The sequence below is a fragment of the Stenotrophomonas sp. NPDC078853 genome (assembly GCF_044901215.1).
GTDB classification, from domain to species: domain Bacteria; phylum Pseudomonadota; class Gammaproteobacteria; order Xanthomonadales; family Xanthomonadaceae; genus Stenotrophomonas; species Stenotrophomonas lacuserhaii.
In genome coordinates, this window is the sequence record NZ_JBJDOQ010000002.1 from 102,646 (window position 1) to 123,388 (window position 20,743).

At 68.5% G+C, this 20,743-nt stretch carries 20 protein-coding genes; 19 read left to right on the top strand and 1 reads right to left on the bottom strand.

The window, feature by feature from the left end; genetic code table 11:
- Window positions 1-29: 29 nt before the first annotated feature.
- Entirely contained in the window at window positions 30-2,399 is a 2,370-nt protein-coding gene (locus ACI2JH_RS02685) for a S9 family peptidase (RefSeq protein ID WP_319276914.1), read from the bottom strand.
- A 606-nt stretch (window positions 2,400-3,005) separates the two neighbouring features.
- Between ACI2JH_RS02685 and ACI2JH_RS02690 the strand changes: the two genes are divergently transcribed.
- From ACI2JH_RS02690 to ACI2JH_RS02780, 19 genes are all read left to right on the top strand, one after another.
- Window positions 3,006-4,403, top strand: a complete 1,398-nt coding sequence (locus ACI2JH_RS02690; RefSeq protein WP_404735355.1) for a cytochrome ubiquinol oxidase subunit I — start codon at window positions 3,006-3,008, stop codon at window positions 4,401-4,403.
- A 1-nt stretch (window position 4,404) separates the two neighbouring features.
- The gene (gene cydB, locus ACI2JH_RS02695) at window positions 4,405-5,418 is read left to right on the top strand and encodes a cytochrome d ubiquinol oxidase subunit II (RefSeq protein WP_101099417.1); all 1,014 of its coding nucleotides are present in this window, start codon (window positions 4,405-4,407) and stop codon (window positions 5,416-5,418) included.
- Window positions 5,419-5,576: 158 nt separating this feature from the next.
- Complete coding sequence (locus ACI2JH_RS02700; RefSeq protein WP_404735356.1) at window positions 5,577-6,317, top strand: beta-ketoacyl synthase chain length factor; 741 nt, start codon at window positions 5,577-5,579, stop codon at window positions 6,315-6,317.
- Complete coding sequence (locus tag ACI2JH_RS02705; protein ID WP_349998746.1) at window positions 6,307-7,113, top strand: lysophospholipid acyltransferase family protein; 807 nt, start codon at window positions 6,307-6,309, stop codon at window positions 7,111-7,113. The genes ACI2JH_RS02700 and ACI2JH_RS02705 overlap by 11 nt, the downstream gene beginning before the upstream one ends.
- Window positions 7,100-7,357: a phosphopantetheine-binding protein gene (locus tag ACI2JH_RS02710; RefSeq protein ID WP_042612466.1), complete on the top strand. Its 258-nt coding sequence runs from the start codon at window positions 7,100-7,102 to the stop codon at window positions 7,355-7,357. The genes ACI2JH_RS02705 and ACI2JH_RS02710 overlap by 14 nt, the downstream gene beginning before the upstream one ends.
- Window positions 7,354-7,629, top strand: coding sequence for an acyl carrier protein (locus tag ACI2JH_RS02715; protein ID WP_232767680.1), 276 nt, complete (start codon window positions 7,354-7,356; stop codon window positions 7,627-7,629). Before ACI2JH_RS02710 ends, ACI2JH_RS02715 begins: the two co-directional genes overlap by 4 nt.
- Before the next feature lie 22 nt (window positions 7,630-7,651).
- Window positions 7,652-8,203, top strand: coding sequence for a hypothetical protein (locus ACI2JH_RS02720; RefSeq protein WP_317450733.1), 552 nt, complete (start codon window positions 7,652-7,654; stop codon window positions 8,201-8,203).
- On the top strand, window positions 8,190-9,884 hold the full coding sequence (locus ACI2JH_RS02725) for an AMP-binding protein (protein WP_404735357.1): 1,695 nt from the start codon (window positions 8,190-8,192) through the stop codon (window positions 9,882-9,884). The genes ACI2JH_RS02720 and ACI2JH_RS02725 overlap by 14 nt, the downstream gene beginning before the upstream one ends.
- Entirely contained in the window at window positions 9,874-10,644 is a 771-nt protein-coding gene (locus tag ACI2JH_RS02730; protein ID WP_404735358.1) for a glycosyltransferase family 2 protein, read from the top strand. The genes ACI2JH_RS02725 and ACI2JH_RS02730 overlap by 11 nt, the downstream gene beginning before the upstream one ends.
- Entirely contained in the window at window positions 10,644-11,591 is a 948-nt protein-coding gene (locus tag ACI2JH_RS02735; RefSeq protein ID WP_404735359.1) for an acyltransferase, read from the top strand. Before ACI2JH_RS02730 ends, ACI2JH_RS02735 begins: the two co-directional genes overlap by 1 nt.
- Complete coding sequence (gene hutH / locus ACI2JH_RS02740) at window positions 11,581-13,131, top strand: histidine ammonia-lyase (RefSeq protein ID WP_404735360.1); 1,551 nt, start codon at window positions 11,581-11,583, stop codon at window positions 13,129-13,131. Before ACI2JH_RS02735 ends, hutH begins: the two co-directional genes overlap by 11 nt.
- Complete coding sequence (locus ACI2JH_RS02745; RefSeq protein ID WP_404735361.1) at window positions 13,124-13,540, top strand: acyl-CoA thioesterase; 417 nt, start codon at window positions 13,124-13,126, stop codon at window positions 13,538-13,540. The genes hutH and ACI2JH_RS02745 overlap by 8 nt, the downstream gene beginning before the upstream one ends.
- Entirely contained in the window at window positions 13,537-14,163 is a 627-nt protein-coding gene (locus ACI2JH_RS02750) for an outer membrane lipoprotein carrier protein LolA (protein WP_404735362.1), read from the top strand. Before ACI2JH_RS02745 ends, ACI2JH_RS02750 begins: the two co-directional genes overlap by 4 nt.
- 4 nt (window positions 14,164-14,167) lie before the next feature.
- Window positions 14,168-16,504: an MMPL family transporter gene (locus ACI2JH_RS02755; RefSeq protein ID WP_404735496.1), complete on the top strand. Its 2,337-nt coding sequence runs from the start codon at window positions 14,168-14,170 to the stop codon at window positions 16,502-16,504.
- A gap of 1 nt (window position 16,505) precedes the next feature.
- Window positions 16,506-17,054, top strand: coding sequence for a DUF3261 domain-containing protein (locus tag ACI2JH_RS02760; RefSeq protein WP_404735363.1), 549 nt, complete (start codon window positions 16,506-16,508; stop codon window positions 17,052-17,054).
- Window positions 17,051-18,244 carry a beta-ketoacyl-[acyl-carrier-protein] synthase family protein gene (locus ACI2JH_RS02765; protein WP_404735364.1) on the top strand — a complete coding sequence of 398 codons (1,194 nt, stop codon included), beginning with the start codon at window positions 17,051-17,053 and terminating at the stop codon, window positions 18,242-18,244. Before ACI2JH_RS02760 ends, ACI2JH_RS02765 begins: the two co-directional genes overlap by 4 nt.
- Window positions 18,241-18,693, top strand: coding sequence for a hypothetical protein (locus ACI2JH_RS02770; protein ID WP_404735365.1), 453 nt, complete (start codon window positions 18,241-18,243; stop codon window positions 18,691-18,693). Before ACI2JH_RS02765 ends, ACI2JH_RS02770 begins: the two co-directional genes overlap by 4 nt.
- Window positions 18,690-19,421: a 3-ketoacyl-ACP reductase FabG2 gene (locus tag ACI2JH_RS02775; RefSeq protein ID WP_404735366.1), complete on the top strand. Its 732-nt coding sequence runs from the start codon at window positions 18,690-18,692 to the stop codon at window positions 19,419-19,421. The genes ACI2JH_RS02770 and ACI2JH_RS02775 overlap by 4 nt, the downstream gene beginning before the upstream one ends.
- Window positions 19,421-20,671, top strand: a complete 1,251-nt coding sequence (locus tag ACI2JH_RS02780) for a beta-ketoacyl-ACP synthase (RefSeq protein ID WP_191770793.1) — start codon at window positions 19,421-19,423, stop codon at window positions 20,669-20,671. The genes ACI2JH_RS02775 and ACI2JH_RS02780 overlap by 1 nt, the downstream gene beginning before the upstream one ends.
- The last annotated feature ends 72 nt before the right edge of the window (window positions 20,672-20,743 follow it).

Sequence of the window (20,743 nt, forward strand, 5' to 3'; positions counted from 1 at the left end):
GCCGAGCGGATCGGCACGATCCGGGTCGCTTACTTCACGTTTTCGTTGAACAGCTTGAGGATGCGCTTGTACTGGTCCAGCCAGGAATCGGCACGGGTGTAGCCATGGCGTTCCAGCGGGTACGGCGCGATGGTCCAGTTGTCCTTGTGCAGTTCGATCAGGCGCTGGGTCAGGTTGACCGAATCCTGGAAGAACACGTTGTCGTCCATCATGCCGTGGCCGATCATCAGGTGGTCCTGCAGGTTCTGCGCGTACTCGATGGGCGAAGAAACGCGGTAGGCCTCCGGGTCGATGTCCGGCGTGTTGAGGATGTTGGCGGTGTAGGCATGGTTGTAGTTGTGCCAGTCCACCACCGGACGCAGCGCGGCGCCGGCCTTGAACGTGCCCGGCGAACGGAAAAGCGCCATGAAGGTCATGAAGCCGCCGTAGGAACCGCCGTAGATGCCCGCGCGGTCACGGTCGCCCTGCTGGGTTTCGGCCAGCCAGTCCAGGCCGTCCTTGTAGTCTTCCAGCTCCGGGTGGCCCATGTTGCGGTAGATCGCGGTACGCCAGTCGCGGCCGTAGCCCTCGCTGCCGCGGTAGTCCATGTCCAGCACGATGTAGCCCTGCTGCACCAGCAGGTTGTGGAACATCTGTTCGCGGAAATAGGCCGGATAACGCTGGTGGACGTTCTGCAGGTAGCCGGCGCCGTGCACGAACATCACGATCGGATACTTCTTGCCGGGTTCCTTGTTTTCCGGTTCGTAGTACTTCGCCCAGACCACGCCGGCACCGTGCTTGGACGGCACGGCAACCAGCTTCGGCTGGATCCACTCACGCGCCTTGAATTCGGCGCTGCGGGTGTCGGTCAGCACGCGCGCCTGCCCGCCTGCCGTCGGCACCACGGCCAGCTGGGCCGGCAGATAGGCGCCGGAGTAGCGCACCAGCAGCTGCTGGCCATCCGGGGAGACGGTGAAATCCTCCACGCCGTTGAGGCTGGTCAGCTCCCGCACCTGGCGGCTGGCCACGTCGACGCTGCACACTTCATAGTCGTGCGGAGCCTGCTGGTTGCACAGGAAGTAGAAGCCCTTGCCATCGGCCGACAGCGCCGGCGCGGAGGTCTCCCACTTGCCGCTGGTCAGCGCCTGCGGCTTGCCGGTGCCGGCCTGGGTATACAGGTGCGAGAAACCGGATTCCTCGGACAGCAGCCACAGCGTGCGGCCGTCGGCCATCCAGCCGTAATCGTTGAAGCCCCAGTTGATCCAAGCCGCATCGGTGAGGCGGTGGCGGCTCTGCAGGCGGCCATCGGCCGCGCCCACGCTGACGATCCAGCGGTCCTTGTTGTCGTTGGCGCGCAGCATGATCGCGGCCTGCTGGCCGTCGGCGCTCCAGCGGATGCCGCCGCCCATGAAGTCGCTCATCAGTTCCAGCGGGCGGTTGCCCTTCAGCGCGTCCTTGCCGGCCTGCCTGCGCAGGCTGGCCAGCGGATCGGTGCCGATACCCGGCAGCGCGTCCAGCGAGACCTTGTCGACCTTGCCGGTGCGTGCATTGACCAGCCAGAAGGTATGCGGTTCCGGCTCATTGCGGCCGACGCGGGTGCGGGTGTCTTCGGTTTCTTCGTAACCGGATTCGGTCACGTACAGCGGCATCTTGCTGGTGCGGCCCTCTTCGAAGCCCTTCGGCTTGGTCACCACCACCAGGTGCACGCCATCGGGCGACAGCACGCTGTCGACGATCTCCACATCGGCGCCGAGGAACACCGGACCCGGCGCGCGGGTCGGGTCGGTCTCGCGCCAGCGCTGGTCCTGCTCTTTCAGGGCCTCGCGCTGTTCGCGGTCGCGGCGCAGGGTTTCCAGCGTGCGCAGCTGCTGCTCGCGCAGGGTATCGGCCTTGGGCGCGTCGGACGGATTTTTTTCGGCCTTCAGGCTGGCCACCTGGGCCACGCCGTTCGCTGCAGTCCAATGGAACCAGTTCTGTCCGTTGCGCCAGATCACCCCGCCGTCGGTGGCGAAATTGATGCCGCTCGAGCGTTCATTGCCACGGGTGAGCTGGGTCAGTGCGCCGCTGCGCAGGTCGCGCACGAACACATCGCCGTTGCGGGCGAAGGCCATGCGGCTGCGGCTGCTGTCATAGACCGGATCGGCCACGTCCAGGCTGCCGCGCTGGTCGTCGGCCACCTGGGCGGCGACGCCCCCGCCGAGCGGCTGGCGGAACGTATCTCGGACCGGGCTGCCCTTGCGCTTGAGCTGGTATTCGACCTGCTGGCTGTTCCAGGACCACCAGGCGCGTTCCACCGGCGGCCCGATCCAGTCAGGGTCGGCCATGGCCTGTTCGATGGTGATCGGGGTCGGCGCAGCCTGAACGGCCGGAGCGGCCAGCAGGGCGGACAACAACAGGGACAGCGGCAGCACTCGGGACATGGACGGGACGCACCGTGAAGGAGAAAACCGGCCAAGGGTAGCAGCCCCTTCCCGGCAGGGGCTGGCCCACAGGTCATGCAAGGGCTGGTTTGCTCTGGGACGGCGACGGGCGGGTGGGTTGTCCGGGACACGCCGCAAGTACGTCCTTGTAGGCTACTGTTCGGCTCCTGCCTCACAGTGTCCCGGACAGCCCACCCGCCCGTCGCTCTGACAGTTCCCGTGGCCGCCAGCAAGCAAGCGGTAGCGCCGACCCATGGTCGGCGGAGACCATCAGATCCTGTTCCCCCAACGATCCGCCGACCATGGGTCGGCGCTACCAGAGCCGCATGTTCCCAGGCCGTCATGGACCTGTCGAAGGTGGGGCGGGGTGGCTGTGCAGGACCGTCTGTTGCCATGGAAGGCAACAGCGAGCCCCCATGGATGGGTTTACGGCGTGTCCTGCACAGCTACCCCGCCCCACCTACCCCCAGCCCTGCACGCTTTTGATGTTGCTGGCACCCCCGCGACAAAGTGAAGCAGCGCGTCACCCGGTCGCATCCCTTCTTCACGCAAATCCACCCAGACTGGTCCGGTATCCCCACCCGCGCCCGGCAGGAGGACGTCCCCTTGGACGCATTGCTGTTGTCCCGTTTCCAGTTCGGCTTCGTGGTCAGTTTCCACGTGCTGTTCCCCGCCTTCACCATCGGCACCGCCAGCTGGCTGGCCTTCGTGGAATGGCGCTGGCTGCGTACCCGCAACCCGATCTGGCGCGAACTGTTCTTCTTCTGGCAGAAGATCTTCGCCGTGTCCTTCGGCATGGGCGTGGTCAGCGGTATCGTCATGGCCTTCCAGTTCGGTACCAACTGGCCGCGCCTGATCCAGGTAGCCGGGTCGGTGATCGGCCCGCTGCTCACCTATGAAGTACTGACCGCCTTCTTCCTGGAAGCCAGTTTCCTCGGCGTGATGATGTTCGGCTGGGGCCGGGTGTCGCCGCGGCTGCACTTCCTGTCCACCTGCATGGTGGCCCTGGGCACGCTGGTGTCCACCTTCTGGATCCTGGCCTCCAACAGCTGGCTGCATACCCCCGCCGGCTTCGAGATGATCAACGGCATCGTGCATCCGGTCGACTGGTGGAAGGTGGTGTTCAACCCGTCCTTCCCGTATCGCCTGACCCACATGGCGCTGGGCTCGTTCATCACTACCTGCTTCGTGATCGGCGGCATCGGCGCGTTCTACCTGCGCCGCGGCGTGCACGTGGAAGCGGGCCGCCGCATGCTGACCGCCGCCGTGATCTTCGCCGCGATCACCGTGCCGGCGCAGATCTTCGTTGGCGACATGCACGGCCTGAACACCCTCAAGCACCAGCCGATGAAGATCGCGGCGGTGGAGGCGCACTGGCATGAAACCGCGCCAGGGGAGGGGGTGCCGCTGGTGGTGTTCGCGCTGCCCAACGAGGAACACGAACGCAATGATTTCGAGGTCGCCATCCCCACGCTCGGCAGCCTCATCCTGACCCATTCACGCGAGGGGACCATCGCGCCGCTGACGTCCGTGCCGGCCAGCGAGCGGCCGCCGGTCACCCCCGTCTTCTTCGCCTTCCGGATCATGGTCGGGCTGGGCACGCTGATGCTGCTGCTGGCGCTGGTGTCGGTCATCGCCCTGTGGCGTGGCAGGCTGCTGCAGTCGCCCTGGCTGCTGCGTGGCTGGAACTGGATGTTGCCGAGTGGCTTCATCGCGCTGGTGTCGGGCTGGTTCGTGACCGAAATGGGGCGCCAGCCATGGGTGGTGTACGGCCTGCTGCGCACCGCCGATGCGGTGGGGCCGCAGAGCGCATGGATGACCGCGCTGTCGTTGGGCGTCTATGTGGTCGGCTATGCCTTCGTGTTCGGCTGGGGCATCTGGTATCTGGTGAAGATCCTGCGGCAGGGCCCCAGGCCGCACGAAGACGGCCCCTCGCTGGATGGCGGCCACCACACCCCGGCGCGTCCCTTGTCCGGCGCGGACGAACCCCTGGAGGAGCGCTGACATGGACCTGATGACCTGGCTGCCGGTGGCGTGGTTCGCGGTGATCGGCTTCGGCGTGCTGATGTACGTGGTGCTGGACGGTTTCGTGCTGGGGATCGGCATCCTGGCCCCGTTCGCCCACAGCGAAGAAGAACTCGACCAGATGATGAACACCGCCGCGCCGATCTGGGACGGCAACGAAACCTGGCTGGTGCTGGGCGGTGCGGGCCTGCTGGCGGCCTTCCCGAAAGCGTACGCCGCGCTGCTGTCGGCGCTTTACCTGCCGGTGCTGCTGCTTGTGATGGCGCTGGTGTTCCGCGGCGTGGCCTTCGAGTTCCGCTTCAAGGCGCACCGCTCCAAGCGGCTGTGGAGCGTGGCCTTCGGGCTGGGTTCGCTGCTGGCCACCTTCGCCCAGGGACTCATCCTGGGTGCGTTGGTGCAGGGCCTGCCGATCGTCGACGGGGTCTACACCGGCGGGGCGCTCGGTTGGTTCAGCCCGTTCGCGATGCTGACCGGTGCCTCGCTGGTGGCCGGCTATGCCTTGCTCGGCAGCACCTGGCTGATCCTCAAGACCACCGGCCCGGTGCAGGTGCTGGCCCGGCAGTTGACCCGGCCGCTGGTGGTGGCGGTGATCGTGGCGATGGGGCTGGTCAGCAGCTGGCTGCCGTTCCTGCAGTCGCACCTGATGCAGCGCTGGTTCTCCGACGGCAATTTCTGGTGGCTGTCGCCGGTGCCGATCCTGACCCTGGCGGTGGCCGCCGCGCTGTGGCGCAGCGCGCTGCATCCCGGGCGCGATCTGCCGCCGTTCCTGCTCAGCCTGGGTTTGTTCGTGCTCGGCTTCGCCGGGCTGGTGCTGGGCATGTGGCCCTACCTCCTGCCACCTACCATGACCCTGTGGGACGCAGCGGCGCCGGCGTCGTCGCTGGGCTTCAGCCTGGTCGGCCTGGTGGTGCTGCTGCCGGTGATCCTGGGCTACACGGCGTGGTCGTACCGGGTATTCCGCGGCAAGGTGGAAGCCGGCGCCGGCTACCACTAGGCGCGGTGGGTGAGGACCGTTGGTCGCAGGGGGACGAGCGTTGGCCGCGGTGGGTGAGCACCGTTGGCTGCGGTGGGTGACGACCGTTGGTCGTCACGCTCTTCGCCCCGGCCGTGCTAGCGTGCGGCGCTCCGCGCAACCGCAGCAGTCGTTCCGCAATGATCGAGTTTTCCGTTGTCGACTGGGCCGCCTGGGCGCCCGGGCTGGCCACCCGCAGCGCCTGGCAGGAATGGGCGCAGGCACCTTGGCTGCCTGAAGGCGAGGACACTCCCGGGCTGCCGGAAGTACCGGCCATGCAGCGTCGCCGGATCGAGCGGCTGGGCCGCATGGCGATCCAGGCCGCCTGCTGGTGCGAAGCCGGCGAGGGGGCGGACAGCCGGGTGCCACTGGTGTTCGCCAGCCGCCATGGCGATGTCGCCCGTTCGATGGAGCTGCTGGCCGCGCTGGTGGCCGAAGAAGCGCTTTCACCCACCACGTTCGGCCTGTCGGTGCACAACGCGATCGGCGCGCTGTACTCCATCACCCGTGGGCACCGCGGCAACAACCTGGCGCTGGCGGCGGGCAAGGCCACGGCCGAAGCGGCCTGCCTGGAAGCGGCCGGGCTGCTGGCCGATGGCGCCGAGGAAGTCCGCATCGTGGTCTACGACCCGCCGTTGCCGGCACTGTATGCGGAGTTCATCGATGAGCCGGCTCCGTTCCACGCCTGGTGCTGGCGCATCCGGCGCTCCGAGTCGCCGGGCGTGCGCCTGCAGCTGGGCTGGCAGGCCACCGGGCAGGCGGATGATCCGCCCGGGCTGCTGCCGCATGCGTTGGACCTGCAGCGTTTCCTGCTGTCCGCGCAGCCGTCCTGCGAACGGGTGATCGACGGCCAGCGCTGGACCTGGAAGCGTGGCTGCTGAGGCGCTGCTGCGCGGCCTGGACCGGGCCTGGCGGGTGTTGGCCACCGGCCTCAGCTTTGCGGCATTCGGGCTGGGCGGGTTGATCGCCGGTCTGGTCGTGGCGCCGTTGATGCTGGTCCTGGTGCGCGACCCCGCGCGTCGCCGCCGGCTCGCGCGCCGGGGCGTCCAACGGGGATTCGCGCTGCAGGTGGCGATCATGCGCCGCCTCGGCGTGCTCACGGTTTCGGTCAGCGGCGCAGCTCGGCTGCAGCGCGAAGGCCTGCTGGTGCTGGCCAATCATCCGACCCTGATCGACGTGGTGCTGCTGGTCGCGCTGCTGCCGGATGCGGACTGCGTGGTCAAACGCGCGGTGGCGCGCAATCCGTTCATGCGCGCCACCGTCCGGGCCGCCGGCTACATCGTCAACGATGATGGACCGGCGCTGGTGGAAGCGGGCATCGCCACGGTACGCGGCGGGGGCTGCCTGGTGATCTTCCCCGAGGGCACCCGCAGCGAGCCCGGCCAGCCGCTGAAACTGCGCCGTGGCGCGGCCAACATCGCCGTGCGCGGGCGGCGGGACATCACCCCGGTACGGATACGCTGCACCCCGCCGACGCTGGAAAAGGGGCGGAAATGGTATCGTGTGCCCCCGCGACGCTTCCACGTTTCGCTGGAGGTCGGTGAGGACATTCCGATCGGCACGTTCATCGACGAGGACGCAGCGGCAGGAGGGGAAGCCCTGGCCGCGCGGCGCGTCACCGACCATCTCACCCGATACTTCCAACCCTGTGGAGAGCTGCCCCGTGCAGGAACTTGAGCACGAGATCAAGGAGCTGATCATTTCGGCGTTGTCGCTGGAAGACATTTCCGCCGCCGAAATCGATGCGACCGCGCCCTTGTTCGGCGAAGGCCTAGGCCTGGATTCAATCGATGCACTGGAGCTGGGCCTGGCCCTGCAGAAGCAATACGGCGTGAGCCTGTCCGCGGATTCGGAAGAAACCCGCCGCCATTTCGGCAGCGTGCAGGCGCTGGCGGCCTTCGTCGCCGGCAGCCGCGCGTGAGTGACCTCAACGCCATGACCAAGACCGACCTGTTCGACCACATCGCCCGACTGCTGACGACCAGCTTCGAGATCGATCCGGCCCTGATCGTGCCCAGCGCGCGGCTGCATGCCGACCTGGATATCGACAGCATCGATGCGGTGGACCTGATCGTGCAGTTGAAGCCGCTGCTGGGCCGCAACCTGCAGCCGGATGCCTTCAAGACAGTGCGCACCGTGCAGGACGTGGTCGATGTGGTGCATGGGCTGCTGCCCGACCCGGCCGCTGCCTGACCGCGCGCGCCGGAACTCCCTCGTGTCCCATCCGCGCAGGCTGGCTTTCGTGCTGCTGTCGCTGGCCTATCCGCCGCTGATGTACCTGGCGATGGGCCGGTTCGAGCCGCGCTGGCTGTCGCTGCTGTTGTTCGCGGTGGCCCTGCTGCGCGCGCTGGGCACGCGCGAACGTTTGTGGATCTGGTCGGCGGTGGGCACCGGGGTGTTGGCCATGGTGGCCCTGCTGGGCAATGAAGCGCTGCCGCTGAAACTGTATCCCGCGCTGGTCAATGCGGTGCTGCTGGTGTTTTTCCTGGTCAGCCTGCGCCATCCCCCCACCGTGGTCGAGCGCTTCGCACGCCTGCAGGATCCACAGTTGCCGCCGTTCGCCATCGTCTACACGCGCCGGGTCACCCAGGTCTGGTGCGGCTTCTTCGTGCTCAACGGCAGCTTGGCGCTGGCCACTGCGCTGTGGGCCTCCGATGCCACGTGGGCCCTGTACAACGGCCTGCTGGCCTATCTGCTGATGGGCCTGCTGCATGCCGGGGAATGGACCGTGCGGCGCCGGGTGAAGGCAGCGCATGGCCATGTCTGAATGGATCCCGCTGCACCTCCTGCTGCAGTCTGCACGGCCTGGCCGCACGGTGGGCGCGCTCGACGGTGCAGCGCTGGACCACGCCGCGCTGCTGGCACGGGTATGCCGCTGGCACGCTGCGTTCGCGGCCGCCGAAGGGCGTGACTGGGCGCTCTACTTCGACGACAGCCTGGCCTTCGCCGCTGCGTTGCTGGGCGCATGGTCGGCTGGCAAGCGGGTCTACCTGCCCGGCGACGACCTGCCCGGTACGCTGCAGGCGCTGCGCCCGCACGTGGATGGCTTCGTCGGCGATGTCGATCCGTGCTGGCAGCCGCTGCACGCGGCACCGGCCACCGACATTCCCGCCACCGGCGTCGTGCTGGATCCACACGCCTGCCGGCTGGTGGTGTTCACCTCCGGCAGCACCGGCCAACCGGCTGCGATCGAAAAACGCCTGGACCAGCTCGGCAGCGAAGTCGAGGCACTGCAGCAGGCCTTCGGCGCGCTGCTGGCCGGTGCGCAGGTGCATGGAACGGTCTCCCACCAGCACATCTACGGCCTGCTGTTCCGCGTGCTGTGGCCGCTGGCCGCGGGCCGGGCGATCCGGCCACGACGTTTCTTCCATGAAGACCTGGTAGCCGCGCTGGCCGCCGCACCCAGTGTGCTGGTGGCCACCCCGGCGCACCTGAAACGACTGCCACCGCAGTTGGACTGGGCTGGCGCGCGTGGCCAGTTGCGCGCGGTGTTTTCCTCCGGTGGGCCGCTGCCGGCACAGGCCGCCGCGGACGTGCGCGAGGTGCTGGGCATCGCGCCGATCGAAGTGTTCGGCAGCAGCGAAACCGGTGGCATCGCCTGGCGCGTTTGCGCCGATGACGCCCCCGCGTGGCAACCGTTGCCCGGCGTGCAGTGGCGCATCGATGACGGCCAGCTGGCGGTGGCATCGGCCCATCTTGCGCAGGGCGGCTGGTGGCGCAGCGAAGACCGTGCCGAAGCCAGTCCTGACGGCGGCTTCCGCCTGCTCGGGCGGGCCGACCGCATCGTCAAGATCGAAGAGCGCCGGGTTTCGCTGGGGGCGCTGGAGCAGGCCCTGTGCCGCGATGCGGGCGTGGCTGAAGCGCAGGTGCTGGTGCTGCCGGGTACGCGCGAGCAGCTGGCCGCGGTGATCGTGCCGAGCGACCCTGCGCTGGCGCAGGCCGGTGCTGCCGAGCGGCGTGCTTTCATCGGCCGTCTCACCGCACTGCTGGCGCAGGGCCATGACGCGGTGACCCGGCCGCGGCGCTGGCGGCTGGTTGCCGCACTGCCCGTCAATGCACAGGGCAAACCGACCCAGGCGCTGCTGCAGGCGCTGTTCCAGAAAACGCTTCCGTCGCCGCAGTGGCTTGCGCGCGATGCCGCCACGGCACGGGTGCAGCTTGTACTGGAGCCCGACCTGGGCGCCTTCGAGGGTCATTTCCCCGAAGTCGCCGTGCTGCCGGGGGTGGCCCAGCTGGACTGGGCGATCCGCCTGGGCCGCGAGGCATTCGACCTGCCACCGCGCTTCCTGCGCATGGATGCGCTGAAGTTCCACCACGTTGCGCGCCCGCACGACGTGCTGATGCTGCAGCTGGACTGGGACGCGGCGCGCGGCGTGCTGGGATTCCGGTTCAGCTCCGATCACGGCATCCACGCCAGTGGCAAAGTACTGTTCGCCGATGCCGATTGATTCCCTGGTTCCCGCTGCCGAGTACGCCCTGCTGGTCGTGGTACCGGTCTACGACCATGAGCACGCCATCGCCGAGGTGGTGGCCGGAATCGGCGCTGCGGGACTGCCGTGCCTGCTGGTGGATGACGGATCGCACGCAGACTGCGCGGCTGTGCTGGCCGGGCTGGCACGACAGCCGGGCGTAGGCCTGCTGCGGCTGCAACACAACCAGGGCAAGGGCGGGGCGATGCTGGCCGGTTTCAGCCAAGCGGCGCGCCTGGGCTATACCCACGTGCTGCAGATCGATGCCGATGGCCAGCACGACACCGCCGAGCTGGGCCGTTTCGCCGCGCTGTCGCGCGAGCGTACCGATGCGGTCATCTGCGGTATCCCGGCCTACGATGAAACCGTGCCGAAGATCCGGCTGTACGGCCGCTATGGCACCCATGTGTGGGTCTGGATCAACACCCTGTCGCTGCACCTGCGCGACTCGATGTGCGGTTTCCGGGTCTATCCGTTGGCACCGGTGCTGCAGGTGATGGCGCAGGAAACCATCGGCCGGCGCATGGATTTCGACACTGAGATCCTGGTGCGTCTGTACTGGCGCGAGGTGCCGGTGCATCACCTGGCCACGCCAGTCACCTATCCGAAGGACGGCGTGTCGCACTTCGATGTGTGGCGCGACAACCTTCGCATCAGCGGCATGCACGCGCGGCTGTTCGTGGGCATGCTGCGGCGCGCTCCTCGATTGCTGCTGCGGCGCCTGCGGGGACAGCCCTGATGGCTGCCCGTCCTGGTCCTGCCGCACCGCACTGGGCCGACATCGGCGAGCGCACCTCGGTACGCGGCGTATTGGTCCTGTGCTGGATCCACCGCTGGTTCGGGCGCTGGCCGTACCGGGCGTGCGCCTGGCCGGCGGTGGCCTGCCACTGGCTGGCCAACGGCCTGGCACGCCGCGCCTCGCTGCAGTACCTGCAGCGGTTGCAGGCGCACAGCGGTGCGCTGGGCCGCGCGCCGGGCTGGCTGGACAGCCTGCGCCACTTCGCGCTGTTCGGCGACACCATGCTGGACAAGCTGCTGGCGCTGGGACGGCGCTACCCGCCGCAGCGCCTGCAGCTGCACGACAACGAGGCGTTGCAGCGCATTGGTCGCGCGCAGGGCGGGGTGTTCCTGACCGCCCATGTCGGCTGCCTGGAGCTGTGCCAGGTGCTGGCGGAAAAAGTCACGGGCCTGCATCTCACCGTGCTGGTCCACACCAAGCACGCGCAGCGCTTCAACAGCCTGCTGGCACGTCTGGATCCGCTCGCGTCGGTGGAGCTGGTGCAGGTGACCGACGTCGGCCCGGCGATGGCGATGACCCTGGGCCAGCGGGTCGCTGCAGGTGGCTTCGTGGCGATCGTCGGTGACCGCGTCCCGGTCCACAGCGAACGCGTGGTGCATGCCGACTTCCTCGGTCACCGCGCGCCGTTCCCGGTGGGCGGCTACGTGCTCGCCGCCGCGCTCGGCTGCCCGGTGTACACGCTGTCCTGCCTGCACAATGGCGGTGGCTACCGGATCCGCTTCGATCTGTTCGACGAACGCATCGTGCTGCCACGCGGAGCCCGCCAAGCCGCGCTGCAGGACTGTGCGCAACGCTATGCCGCATGGCTGGAACAGCAGGTGATCCAATCGCCGCTGGACTGGTTCAACTTCTTTCCGTTCTGGGACCAGGCCACCGATGCCGATTGAACCGCTTCCCTGCTGTCGCTTCGGTGCCGGCCCGTTGACCATCGAAGACGTCGTTGCGCTGGCGGACGGCCGCGCGCTGGCCGTGCTCGACGATGCGCCCGGGTTCCGCGCCCGCATCCAGCGCGGCGCGGATTTCCTCGACCGCCTGCTGCGCGAGGACGGGGTGGTCTACGGGGTGACGACCGGTTACGGGGATTCCTGCACCACGGTGATCCCGCCGTCGCTGGTGGCCGAACTGCCGCACCATCTGTACACCTACCATGGCTGTGGGCTGGGTCGTTTCCTGGACGCACAGGAAACGCGCGCGGTGCTGGCGGCGCGGCTGGCGTCACTGTCCCAGGGCATGTCCGGGACCAGCGTGGCGCTGCTCGAAGGCCTCGCCACCCTGCTGCAGCATGACGTGCTGCCGCGCATTCCCGCGGAGGGCTCGGTCGGTGCAAGCGGCGACCTGACCCCGCTGTCCTACGTGGCGGCGGTGCTGTGCGGTGAGCGCGAGGTGCTGTTCGAAGGCCGTGTGCAGTCCGCCGCCGAGGTACTGCCGCGGATCGGCATGCAGCCGTTGCGGCTGCGCCCGAAGGAAGGCCTGGCGCTGATGAATGGCACGGCGGTGATGACCGGCCTGGCCTGCCTGGCCTGGCAGCGCGCGGATTACCTGTGCCGCCTGGCCACGCGCCTGACCGCCTTCAACGTGCTGGCCAGCGATGGCAACGCGCACCATTTCGACGAAACGCTGTTCGCAGCCAAGCCACACCCGGGCCAGGCGCGCATCGCAGCGCGCCTGCGTGTCGATCTGCACAGCGATCGCCCGCCGCGCAACGAACAGCGCCTGCAGGACCGTTACTCGCTGCGCTGCGCCCCGCATGTCATCGGTGTACTGGAAGACACCCTGCCGTTCCTGCGCCAGTTGATCGAGACCGAGCTCAACAGCGCCAACGACAACCCGCTGATCGACCCGGACGAAGAACGCGTCCTGCACGGCGGCCACTTCTACGGCGGGCACATCGCGCTGGCGATGGACACGCTGAAGAATACCGTGGCCAACCTGGCCGACCTGCTGGATCGCCAGCTGGCGCTGCTGGTGGATGCGCGATACAGCCACGGCCTGCCGGCCAACCTGTCCGCTGCGACCGGTCCGCGTGCAGCCATCAACCATGGCCTGAAGGCGCTGCAGATCAGCGTCTCGGCGTGGACGGCCGAGGCGCTGAAGAACACCCTGCCGGCGTCGGTATTCTCGCGTTCCACCGAATGCCACAACCAGGACAAGGTCAGCATGGGAACCATCGCCGCGCGCGACTGCCTGCGGGTGATCGAACTTACCGAACAGGTGGTCGCCGGCATGCTGATCGCCGCACGCCAGGCGGTGGCCCTGCGCCAGCGGGTCGGCCTGCAGGCGCAGCTGCAGGGTGAGCTGGCCGCTATGCACGATGACATCAGCCAGCGCATCGCGCTGATCGAAGAAGACCGCGCGCTGGATGGCGAGCTGCGCCAACTGCTGCAGGCCATCCGCAGCCGTCAGTGGGAGCTGTATCCCGATGCATGAAATGGTCGAAGAGATCACCCTGGCGCCTGCCTTCCACGACTGTGACCCGATGCAGGTGGTCTGGCATGGAAACTACTTCAAGTATTTCGAGATCGCGCGCTGCGCACTGCTGCAGCGCTATTGGTACGACTATCCGCAGATGCAGGAATCGGGCTATCTGTGGCCGGTGGTGGATGCACGGGTCAAGTACGTGCGCCCACTGCGTTTCCAGCAGCAGGTGCGGGTGCGGGCAAGCATCGTCGAATGGGAAAACCGTTTGAAGATCAGCTATGAAATCTTCGACGCCGGCAGCGGTGAACGACTGACCCGCGCACACACCGTGCAGGTGGCCGTCGATGCCGCCAGCGGTGAAATGCAGTACCTGTGCCCGCCGATCCTGTGGCAGAAACTCGGAGTTCCCGCGCCATGAAGTCCCGTCATTTCCTGCGCCTGCTGGTGCTGTCCGGCCTGCTTTTCGTTTCGTTCGTGGCCGGCGCCGCCGAGGACGCGGTGCAGGCGATCGCCCGCGATGTCGCACGGCCGGCGGTGCTGCGCGGCCAGTTCAGCCAGGAAAAACAGGTCGCCGGTTTCCGCAACCCGCTGCGTTCGCAGGGCCGCTTCGTGGTGGCGCGCGAGCGCGGGGTGATCTGGACCACGCTGAAGCCTTTCCCGTCGGAAATGGTGATCACCGCCGAGCGCATCCTCAGCCGACAGCCCGATGGCACTACCCGGGTAGAGCTGGATGCACGCCAACAGCCGGCGATGCGCTCGGTCAACGCGGTCCTGTTCGCGCTGATGAGCGGCGATGTGCAGGCACTGTCCAGCCAGTTCACGGTGGATGCGCAACGCGATGCGAAGGGCTGGGCCCTGTCACTGACACCGAAGTCGCCGATGCTGGCCAAGGCCTTCAGTTCGTTGCAGCTGCGGGGTGACCGCTACGTCCGCCAGGTCGACATCGTGGAGGCCAGCAAGGACCGTACCCGCCTCACCTTCAGTGCCCTCACCGAGGCACCGGGCACGCTGGCAGCGGACGAGGCGGCACGCCTTGACTGATCGCATGCCGCGCGCCGATACCCCCCATCGCCGCTGGCGCTGGCTGGCCCTGGCCTGGCTGCTGGTGCTGCTGGCGCTGGGCGTGCAGCAGGCCCTGCAGTGGCGGCAGCATGCGCCGATCGACACCGATATCCTCGCCTTGCTGCCCCAGGATGCGCAGGACCGGCTGCTGTCGGACGTGACCCGGCGCATCGCCGATGCGAACTCGCGCGATGTGGTGGTACTGCTGGGCAGCGCGGAGGCGGCCGCTACGTTGCGCGCGCAGGCGGCCTTCGCCGATGCGATGGCAGGCGATGCCGATGCGGCGCTGCTGCAGCCCGCCGGTGCGCTCGATGGCTGGTTCGATGAGGCACGTACCTTCTACGCGCCCTACCGTGACCGCCTGTTGACCCCCGCACAGCGCGACACCCTGCAGCACACCGCACCGGATGCGTTGGCGCAACAGGCGTTGGCCCGGCTGTACGGGCCCATGGGCGGACCACGGCTGACCGCCTGGTTGCAGGATCCGCTGGGCCTGTGGCCGGCCTGGTGGCAGCAGCAGGCGAAGGCGGCCGGCCTGCGACTGGGTGAGGACGGCCTGCTGCAGGCAGACGGAAAGCAGTGGGCGGTGCTGCGCTTTGACACCCGCGATTCGGCATTCCAGCTGGATGGCGAACCGCATATCGGCGCGCTGCTGGAACGCGCGGGGCAGGCCGCGACCGCTGCCACGCCCGGCCTGGAGATCCTGCATGCCGGGGTGCCGCTGCATGCCGAAGCCGCGGCGGTGCAGGCCAACCGCGAGATCAACACCATCGGCTGGGGCTCGCTGGCTGCGGTACTGCTGCTGGTGTGGCTGGCGTTCCGTTCGCTGCGCCCGATCCTGCTGGTGGCGATGTCGCTGCTGGTCGGCTGCGGCGTGGCGTTGGCCGTGACCGTGCTGGTGTTCGGCAAGGTGCATCTGCTGACGCTGGTGTTCGGTGCCTCGCTGGTGGGCGTGGCCGAAGACTATGGCATCCACTGGTTCGCCTCGCGCCAGGCAGCGCCGCGGCAGAGTCGCTGGTCCCTGCTGCGCCATCTGCTGCCCGGCCTGTGGCTGGCGCTGCTGACCAGCGCCCTGGCCTATCTGGCGCTGGCGGTCACCCCGTTCCCCGGGCTGCGCCAGATGGCACTGTTCTCGGTGGTCGGGCTGGCGGCTGCGTTCGTCACGGTGATCCTGTGGTTCCCGTGGCTGGATGGTGGAACGGTACGCCAGACGCGCTTCTCGCATTGGCTGGGCAACACGCTGCAGCGCTGGCCGCGGCTGCGCGGCCGGTCGCTGGGCGGTGTGATCGCGGTGCTGTTGCTGTTCTCCGCCGGCGGCATGCTGTTCCTGCACGTGGATGATGACCTGCGCAGCCTGCAGTCTTCGCCACCGGCGCTGATGGAACAGCAGATCCGCATCTCGCGCCTGCTCGGCATGCCCAGCCCGGCGCAGTTCTTCCTGGTGCAGGGCGCCGATGCCGGCCAGCTGCTGCAGCGCGAAGAAGCCTTGACCGCGCGCCTGCGCGCGCTGGAAGGGCAAGGCCGCATCGGCAGCCACCGCGCGCTGAGTGACTGGTTGCCGTCTCCGTCGCAGCAGGATGCCGATGCCCGGCTGGCCGCGCAGGCCGAGTCGGCCGTGCTGCAGGCGGTTGGCGCGGTCAGTGGCGAGGCGCTGCAGCGACCGACATTCGCCCGCACCCCGATCGACCTGCAGGCCTTCCTCGCTTCGCCGGCCTCGGCCCCGTTCCGTTCGTTGTGGATCGGCGCACTGGGCGAGGGCGTGGCCAGCGTGGTGCTGGTCGATGACCTGTCGCAGCCGCGTGCGTTGGCCGACCTCGACCAGGCCGGCGCCAGCCTGCCCGGCGTGCGCTGGGTCGACCGCACCGCCGATTTCTCGCGCCTGCTGGGGCATTACCGCAAGCTGATGAGCGGCATGCTGCTGGCGGGTATCGCGCTGGTGTTCGCCGCGTTGTGGTGGCGCTATCGCCGTCATGCCTGGCGGGTGATCGTGCCCACCCTGCTCGCCGGCAGCCTGACGCTTGCCGTGCTGGCCCTGCTTGGTCATCCGCTGCAGTTGTTCAACGTGCTGGCATTGATGCTGCTGCTGGGCATGGGCATCGACTACGGCATCTTCCTGCTGGAACACCGTGGCGATCCCAGCGCCTGGGTCGCGGTGTGCGTGGGTGCGGCCAGTACCTGGCTTTCGTTCGGCCTGCTCGGGCTTTCCAACACCCCGGCGCTGCGCGCCTTCGGCATGACCCTGCTGCTCGGCATCGGCCTGGTATGGCTGCTGTCGCCGCTGTTCCGCCCCGCACCGCCTACAACGACAGGAACCCCGTGACATGAGCCGCCTGCTGCCTGCGATCCTGCTCACCCTGTTGCTCGCCGCCTGCGCCGGCCCGCCGGTGCGTACCGATGCGGCGCTGCCGCCGCTGCGCCTGTCACCGGCCAGCCTGCAGGGAACCCTCGCTTTGCAGCAACAGCTGCATTTCCGCTTCGGTCGCGCCGAACGTGACCTGGATGCGCTGCTTGAAGCCGATGCCGACCAGGTGCAGCTGCTGGTGCAGGCAATGGGCCAGACCGGCTTTCGCGTGCAGTGGGATGGACAGAACCTGCAGGAACAGCGCGCTGCCTGGTTGCCCAAGCAGGTACGTGCCGACCGCGTGCTGGACGACCTGCAGTTCGCGCTGTGGCCGACCACGGCGATTGCCGCGGTGCTGACCGATGGCTGGCAGGTGGTCGACGATGGCCGCGTGCGCCGGCTGCAGCGTAGCGGGGTCGAGGCCCTGCGGCTGCAGCGCAACGACGATGGCAGCCTGCAGCTGGACAACCGCATCGAAGGCTATTCGCTGACCATCCGTTCGGTGCCTACTGGCGAGGACGCCCCATGAGCGCGCCGATTTTCCTCAACGACATGGGCATCGTCTGCGCGCTCGGCGCCGGCCGCGCGCCGGTCGCCGCCGGCCTGTTCGCCGACCACCCCGATGGGCTGAGCGACTGCGACGACGTGCTGCCCGGACGCACCCTGGCGCTGGGCCGGGTGCAGTCCACGCTGCCGGATCTGTCTGCGCTGCCCACCGCGCTGCGCGGCCGCAACAATGCCTTGCTGGACCTTGCGCTGGAACAGATTGCTCCGGCTGTACAGGCGGCCATCGAGCGTTACGGTGCCGGGCGGGTCGCGGTGGTCATCGGTACCAGCACCTCCGGCATCGGCGAAACCGAGCCGGCCCTGCGTGCGCGCGAGGAGAGCGGTCGCTGGCCGGACAGCTTCGCCTATGGCCAGCAGGAGATGGGCAGCGCGGCGGCATTCGTGCGCCATCGCAGCGGTGCAACGGGACCGGCGTGGACGCTGTCCACTGCCTGCTCTTCAGGTGCCAAGGCGATGGCTTCGGCGGCGCGCCTGCTGCGCGCCGGCATCGTCGAGGCGGTGATCGCCGGCGGTGCCGATTCGCTCTGCCGCTTCACCGTGGCCGGTTTCAATGCGCTGGAATCGATCTCCGCCACCCGCTGCCTGCCGTTCTCGGCAACGCGGGCGGGCATCAACATCGGCGAAGGGGCCGCGCTGTTCCTGCTGACCCGCGAGCCGGGCCCGGTACAGCTTGCCGGCTGGGGCGAAAGCTCGGACGCCCACCACATGTCCGCCCCTGAACCGAGTGGTGCCGGTGCCATCGCGGCGATGCGCGAGGCGCTGGAGCGCGCCGGCTGGGCACCGACGGACGTGGACTACATCAACCTGCATGGCACGGCCACCCGCCACAACGATGCGATGGAATCGCGTGCGGTACATGCAGTGCTGGGCGGGCAGGTCGCGGCCAGTTCCACCAAGCCGCTGACCGGCCACGCACTGGGCGCGTCCGGGGCGATCGAAGCGGCGCTGTGCTGGATCGCGCTGGCGGACAATCCCGCCCACCGCCTGCCACCGCACTGGTGGGATGGCCAGCCTGATCCGCAGCTGCCCGCGCTGGCCCTGGTGGCGCCGGGCACCGTGGCGGCCGGCCCCCTGCAGCGCCTCCTCAGCAGTTCGTTCGCCTTTGGTGGCAGCAATGCCGTGCTGGCCCTGCAGCGGACGCCCGGCGCATGAGGATCCATCCGATCCAGGACGTGGTACCGCACCGTGGCAGCGCCCTGCTGCTGGAGCAGGTGCTGCGCTGGGACGAGGACAGCATCGAGGTGGCGCTGGTGGTCCCGGCCTCGGGCCTGTTCAACCAGGCCGACGGCGTGCCCGCCTGGATCGGCATCGAGTACATGGCACAGGCCATCGCGGCGTGGGCGGGCTGCCGCGCGCGGCGTGACGGTCGCCCGCCGCGGCTCGGTTTCCTGCTTGGCAGTCGCCGCTACAGCAGCCAGGTTTCCGTGTTCCCGGCCGGTACCGCGCTGGTGGTCCACGCGCGGCGCGAACTGATGGGTGACAATGGGCTGGGAATGTTCGCCTGCCGTATCAGTGCGGGCACCGAGACATGGGTGGACGCCAACGTATCGGTGTTCGAACCGGCCGATGCGCAGGCTTACCTGGAGAGTGGAAACGCATGACAGCCCATCTTGCCGTGCTGGTGACCGGTGCAAGCCGCGGCATCGGTCGTGCGATCGCCCTGCGCGCTGCCCGCGATGGCTTCGATGTGGCGGTGCACTGCCGGAGCCGCATCGACGAAGCGCAGGCCGTGGTCGCGGAGATCATCGCGATGGGCCGGCAGGCGCGCGTACTTGCCTTCGACATCAGTGACCGAGCCGCCGCGCGCACCGCGCTGGAAGCCGACGTGGCCGCCCATGGCGCGTACTACGGCGTGGTATGCAATGCCGGCATCGCCCGCGACGGGGCCTTCCCCGCGCTCAGCGAAGCGGATTGGGACCAGGTGCTGCATACCAACCTGGATGGGTTCTACAACGTGCTGCATCCGCTGGTGATGCCGATGGTGCGGCGCCGCCAGCCCGGCCGCATCGTCACCCTGGCCTCCGTGTCCGGGCTGATCGGCAACCGCGGCCAGGTCAACTACAGCGCCGCCAAGGCCGGCATCATCGGTGCCACCAAGGCGCTGGCGCTGGAACTGGCCAGTCGCCGGATCACCGTCAACTGCGTGGCACCCGGGCTGGTCGATACCGAGATGCTGGACGCCGAAGTGGTCGAGCACGCGCTCAAGCTGGTTCCCGCCGGCCGTGTCGGCACGCCGGACGAAGTAGCCGCGGCGGTATCGTTCCTGCTGTCGGCCGATGCCGGTTACATCACCCGCCAGGTGATCTCGGTCAACGGAGGCCTGGCCTGATGCAGCGCGAAGGACGCCGCGTGGTGGTTACCGGCGCAGCGGCGATCAGCCCGCTGGGGCAGGACTGGCCGAGCATCCACGCGCGCCTGCGTTCGCTGCGCAACGCCGTGCGCGCGATGCCGGAGTGGGATGTCTACGAAGGGCTGAACACCCGGCTGGCCGCACCGGCCGAGGCGTTCGAGCTGCCACCGCACTACAACCGCAAGACCACCCGTTCGATGGGGCGCGTGGCGCTGATGGCCGTGCGCGCCAGCGAACTGGCGCTGCAGCAGGCCGGCCTGATCGATCATCCGGTGCTGCATGGCGGGCGCACCGGCGTGTCCTATGGGTCCTCCGCAGGCAGCCATGAGGCGATCAGTGAGTTCGGCCGCATGCTCAACAGCTTCACCACCGCCGGCATCACCGCCACCACCTACCTGAAGATGATGAGCCATACCGCACCGGTGAACATCGGGGTGTTCTTCGGCCTGAGCGGGCGCATCCACACGACGTCCAGCGCGTGCACGTCCGGCAGCCAGGGCATCGGCGAAGCCTACGAAACGATCCGCGCCGGTCGCCAGACGGTGATGCTGGCCGGTGGCGCCGAGCAGCTGGACGCCACGGCGGCCGCGGTGTTCGACACCCTGTATGCCACCAGCGTGCGCAATGACGCGCCGCAGACCACGCCGCGCCCGTTCGATGCCGGCCGCGATGGGCTGGTGCTGGGCGAAGGTGCCTGCACCCTGGTGCTGGAGGAGCGCCAGCATGCGCTGCAGCGCGGAGCGCCGATCCTGGCCGAAGTACGCGGCTACGGCAGCAACAGCGACGGCCAGCACGTGACCCAGCCGAGCAGCCCGACCATGGCGCGCGCCATGCAGCTGGCGCTGGACGACGCCGGTCTGGCGCCGTCGCAGATCGGTTACATCAACGCCCATGGCACGGCCACCGACCATGGTGACATTGCTGAAAGCCAGGCCACGGCCGCCGTGTTCGGGGCGGGCGTGCCGATCAGCTCGCTGAAGGGCTACGTCGGCCACATGCTGGGTGCCTGCGGCGCGTTCGAAGCCTGGCTGAGCATCGAGATGATGCGCGCGGGCTGGTTCGCCCCCACCTTGAACCTGGACCAGGTGGACCCGCGCTGCGCTCCGTTGGACCATGTCCGCGGACAAGGTCGCACGCTGCAGGTCGACCATGTGATGAGCAACAATTTCGCCTTCGGCGGGATCAACACCTCGCTGGTGTTCGCCCGTCATCCGCTGGCCGAAGACTGAACCGCGTCCTGACATTGATGAACTTCGTGTCGGGAAACAACGCGTGGCGGGGATGTGCCAGGCCTGACGCCT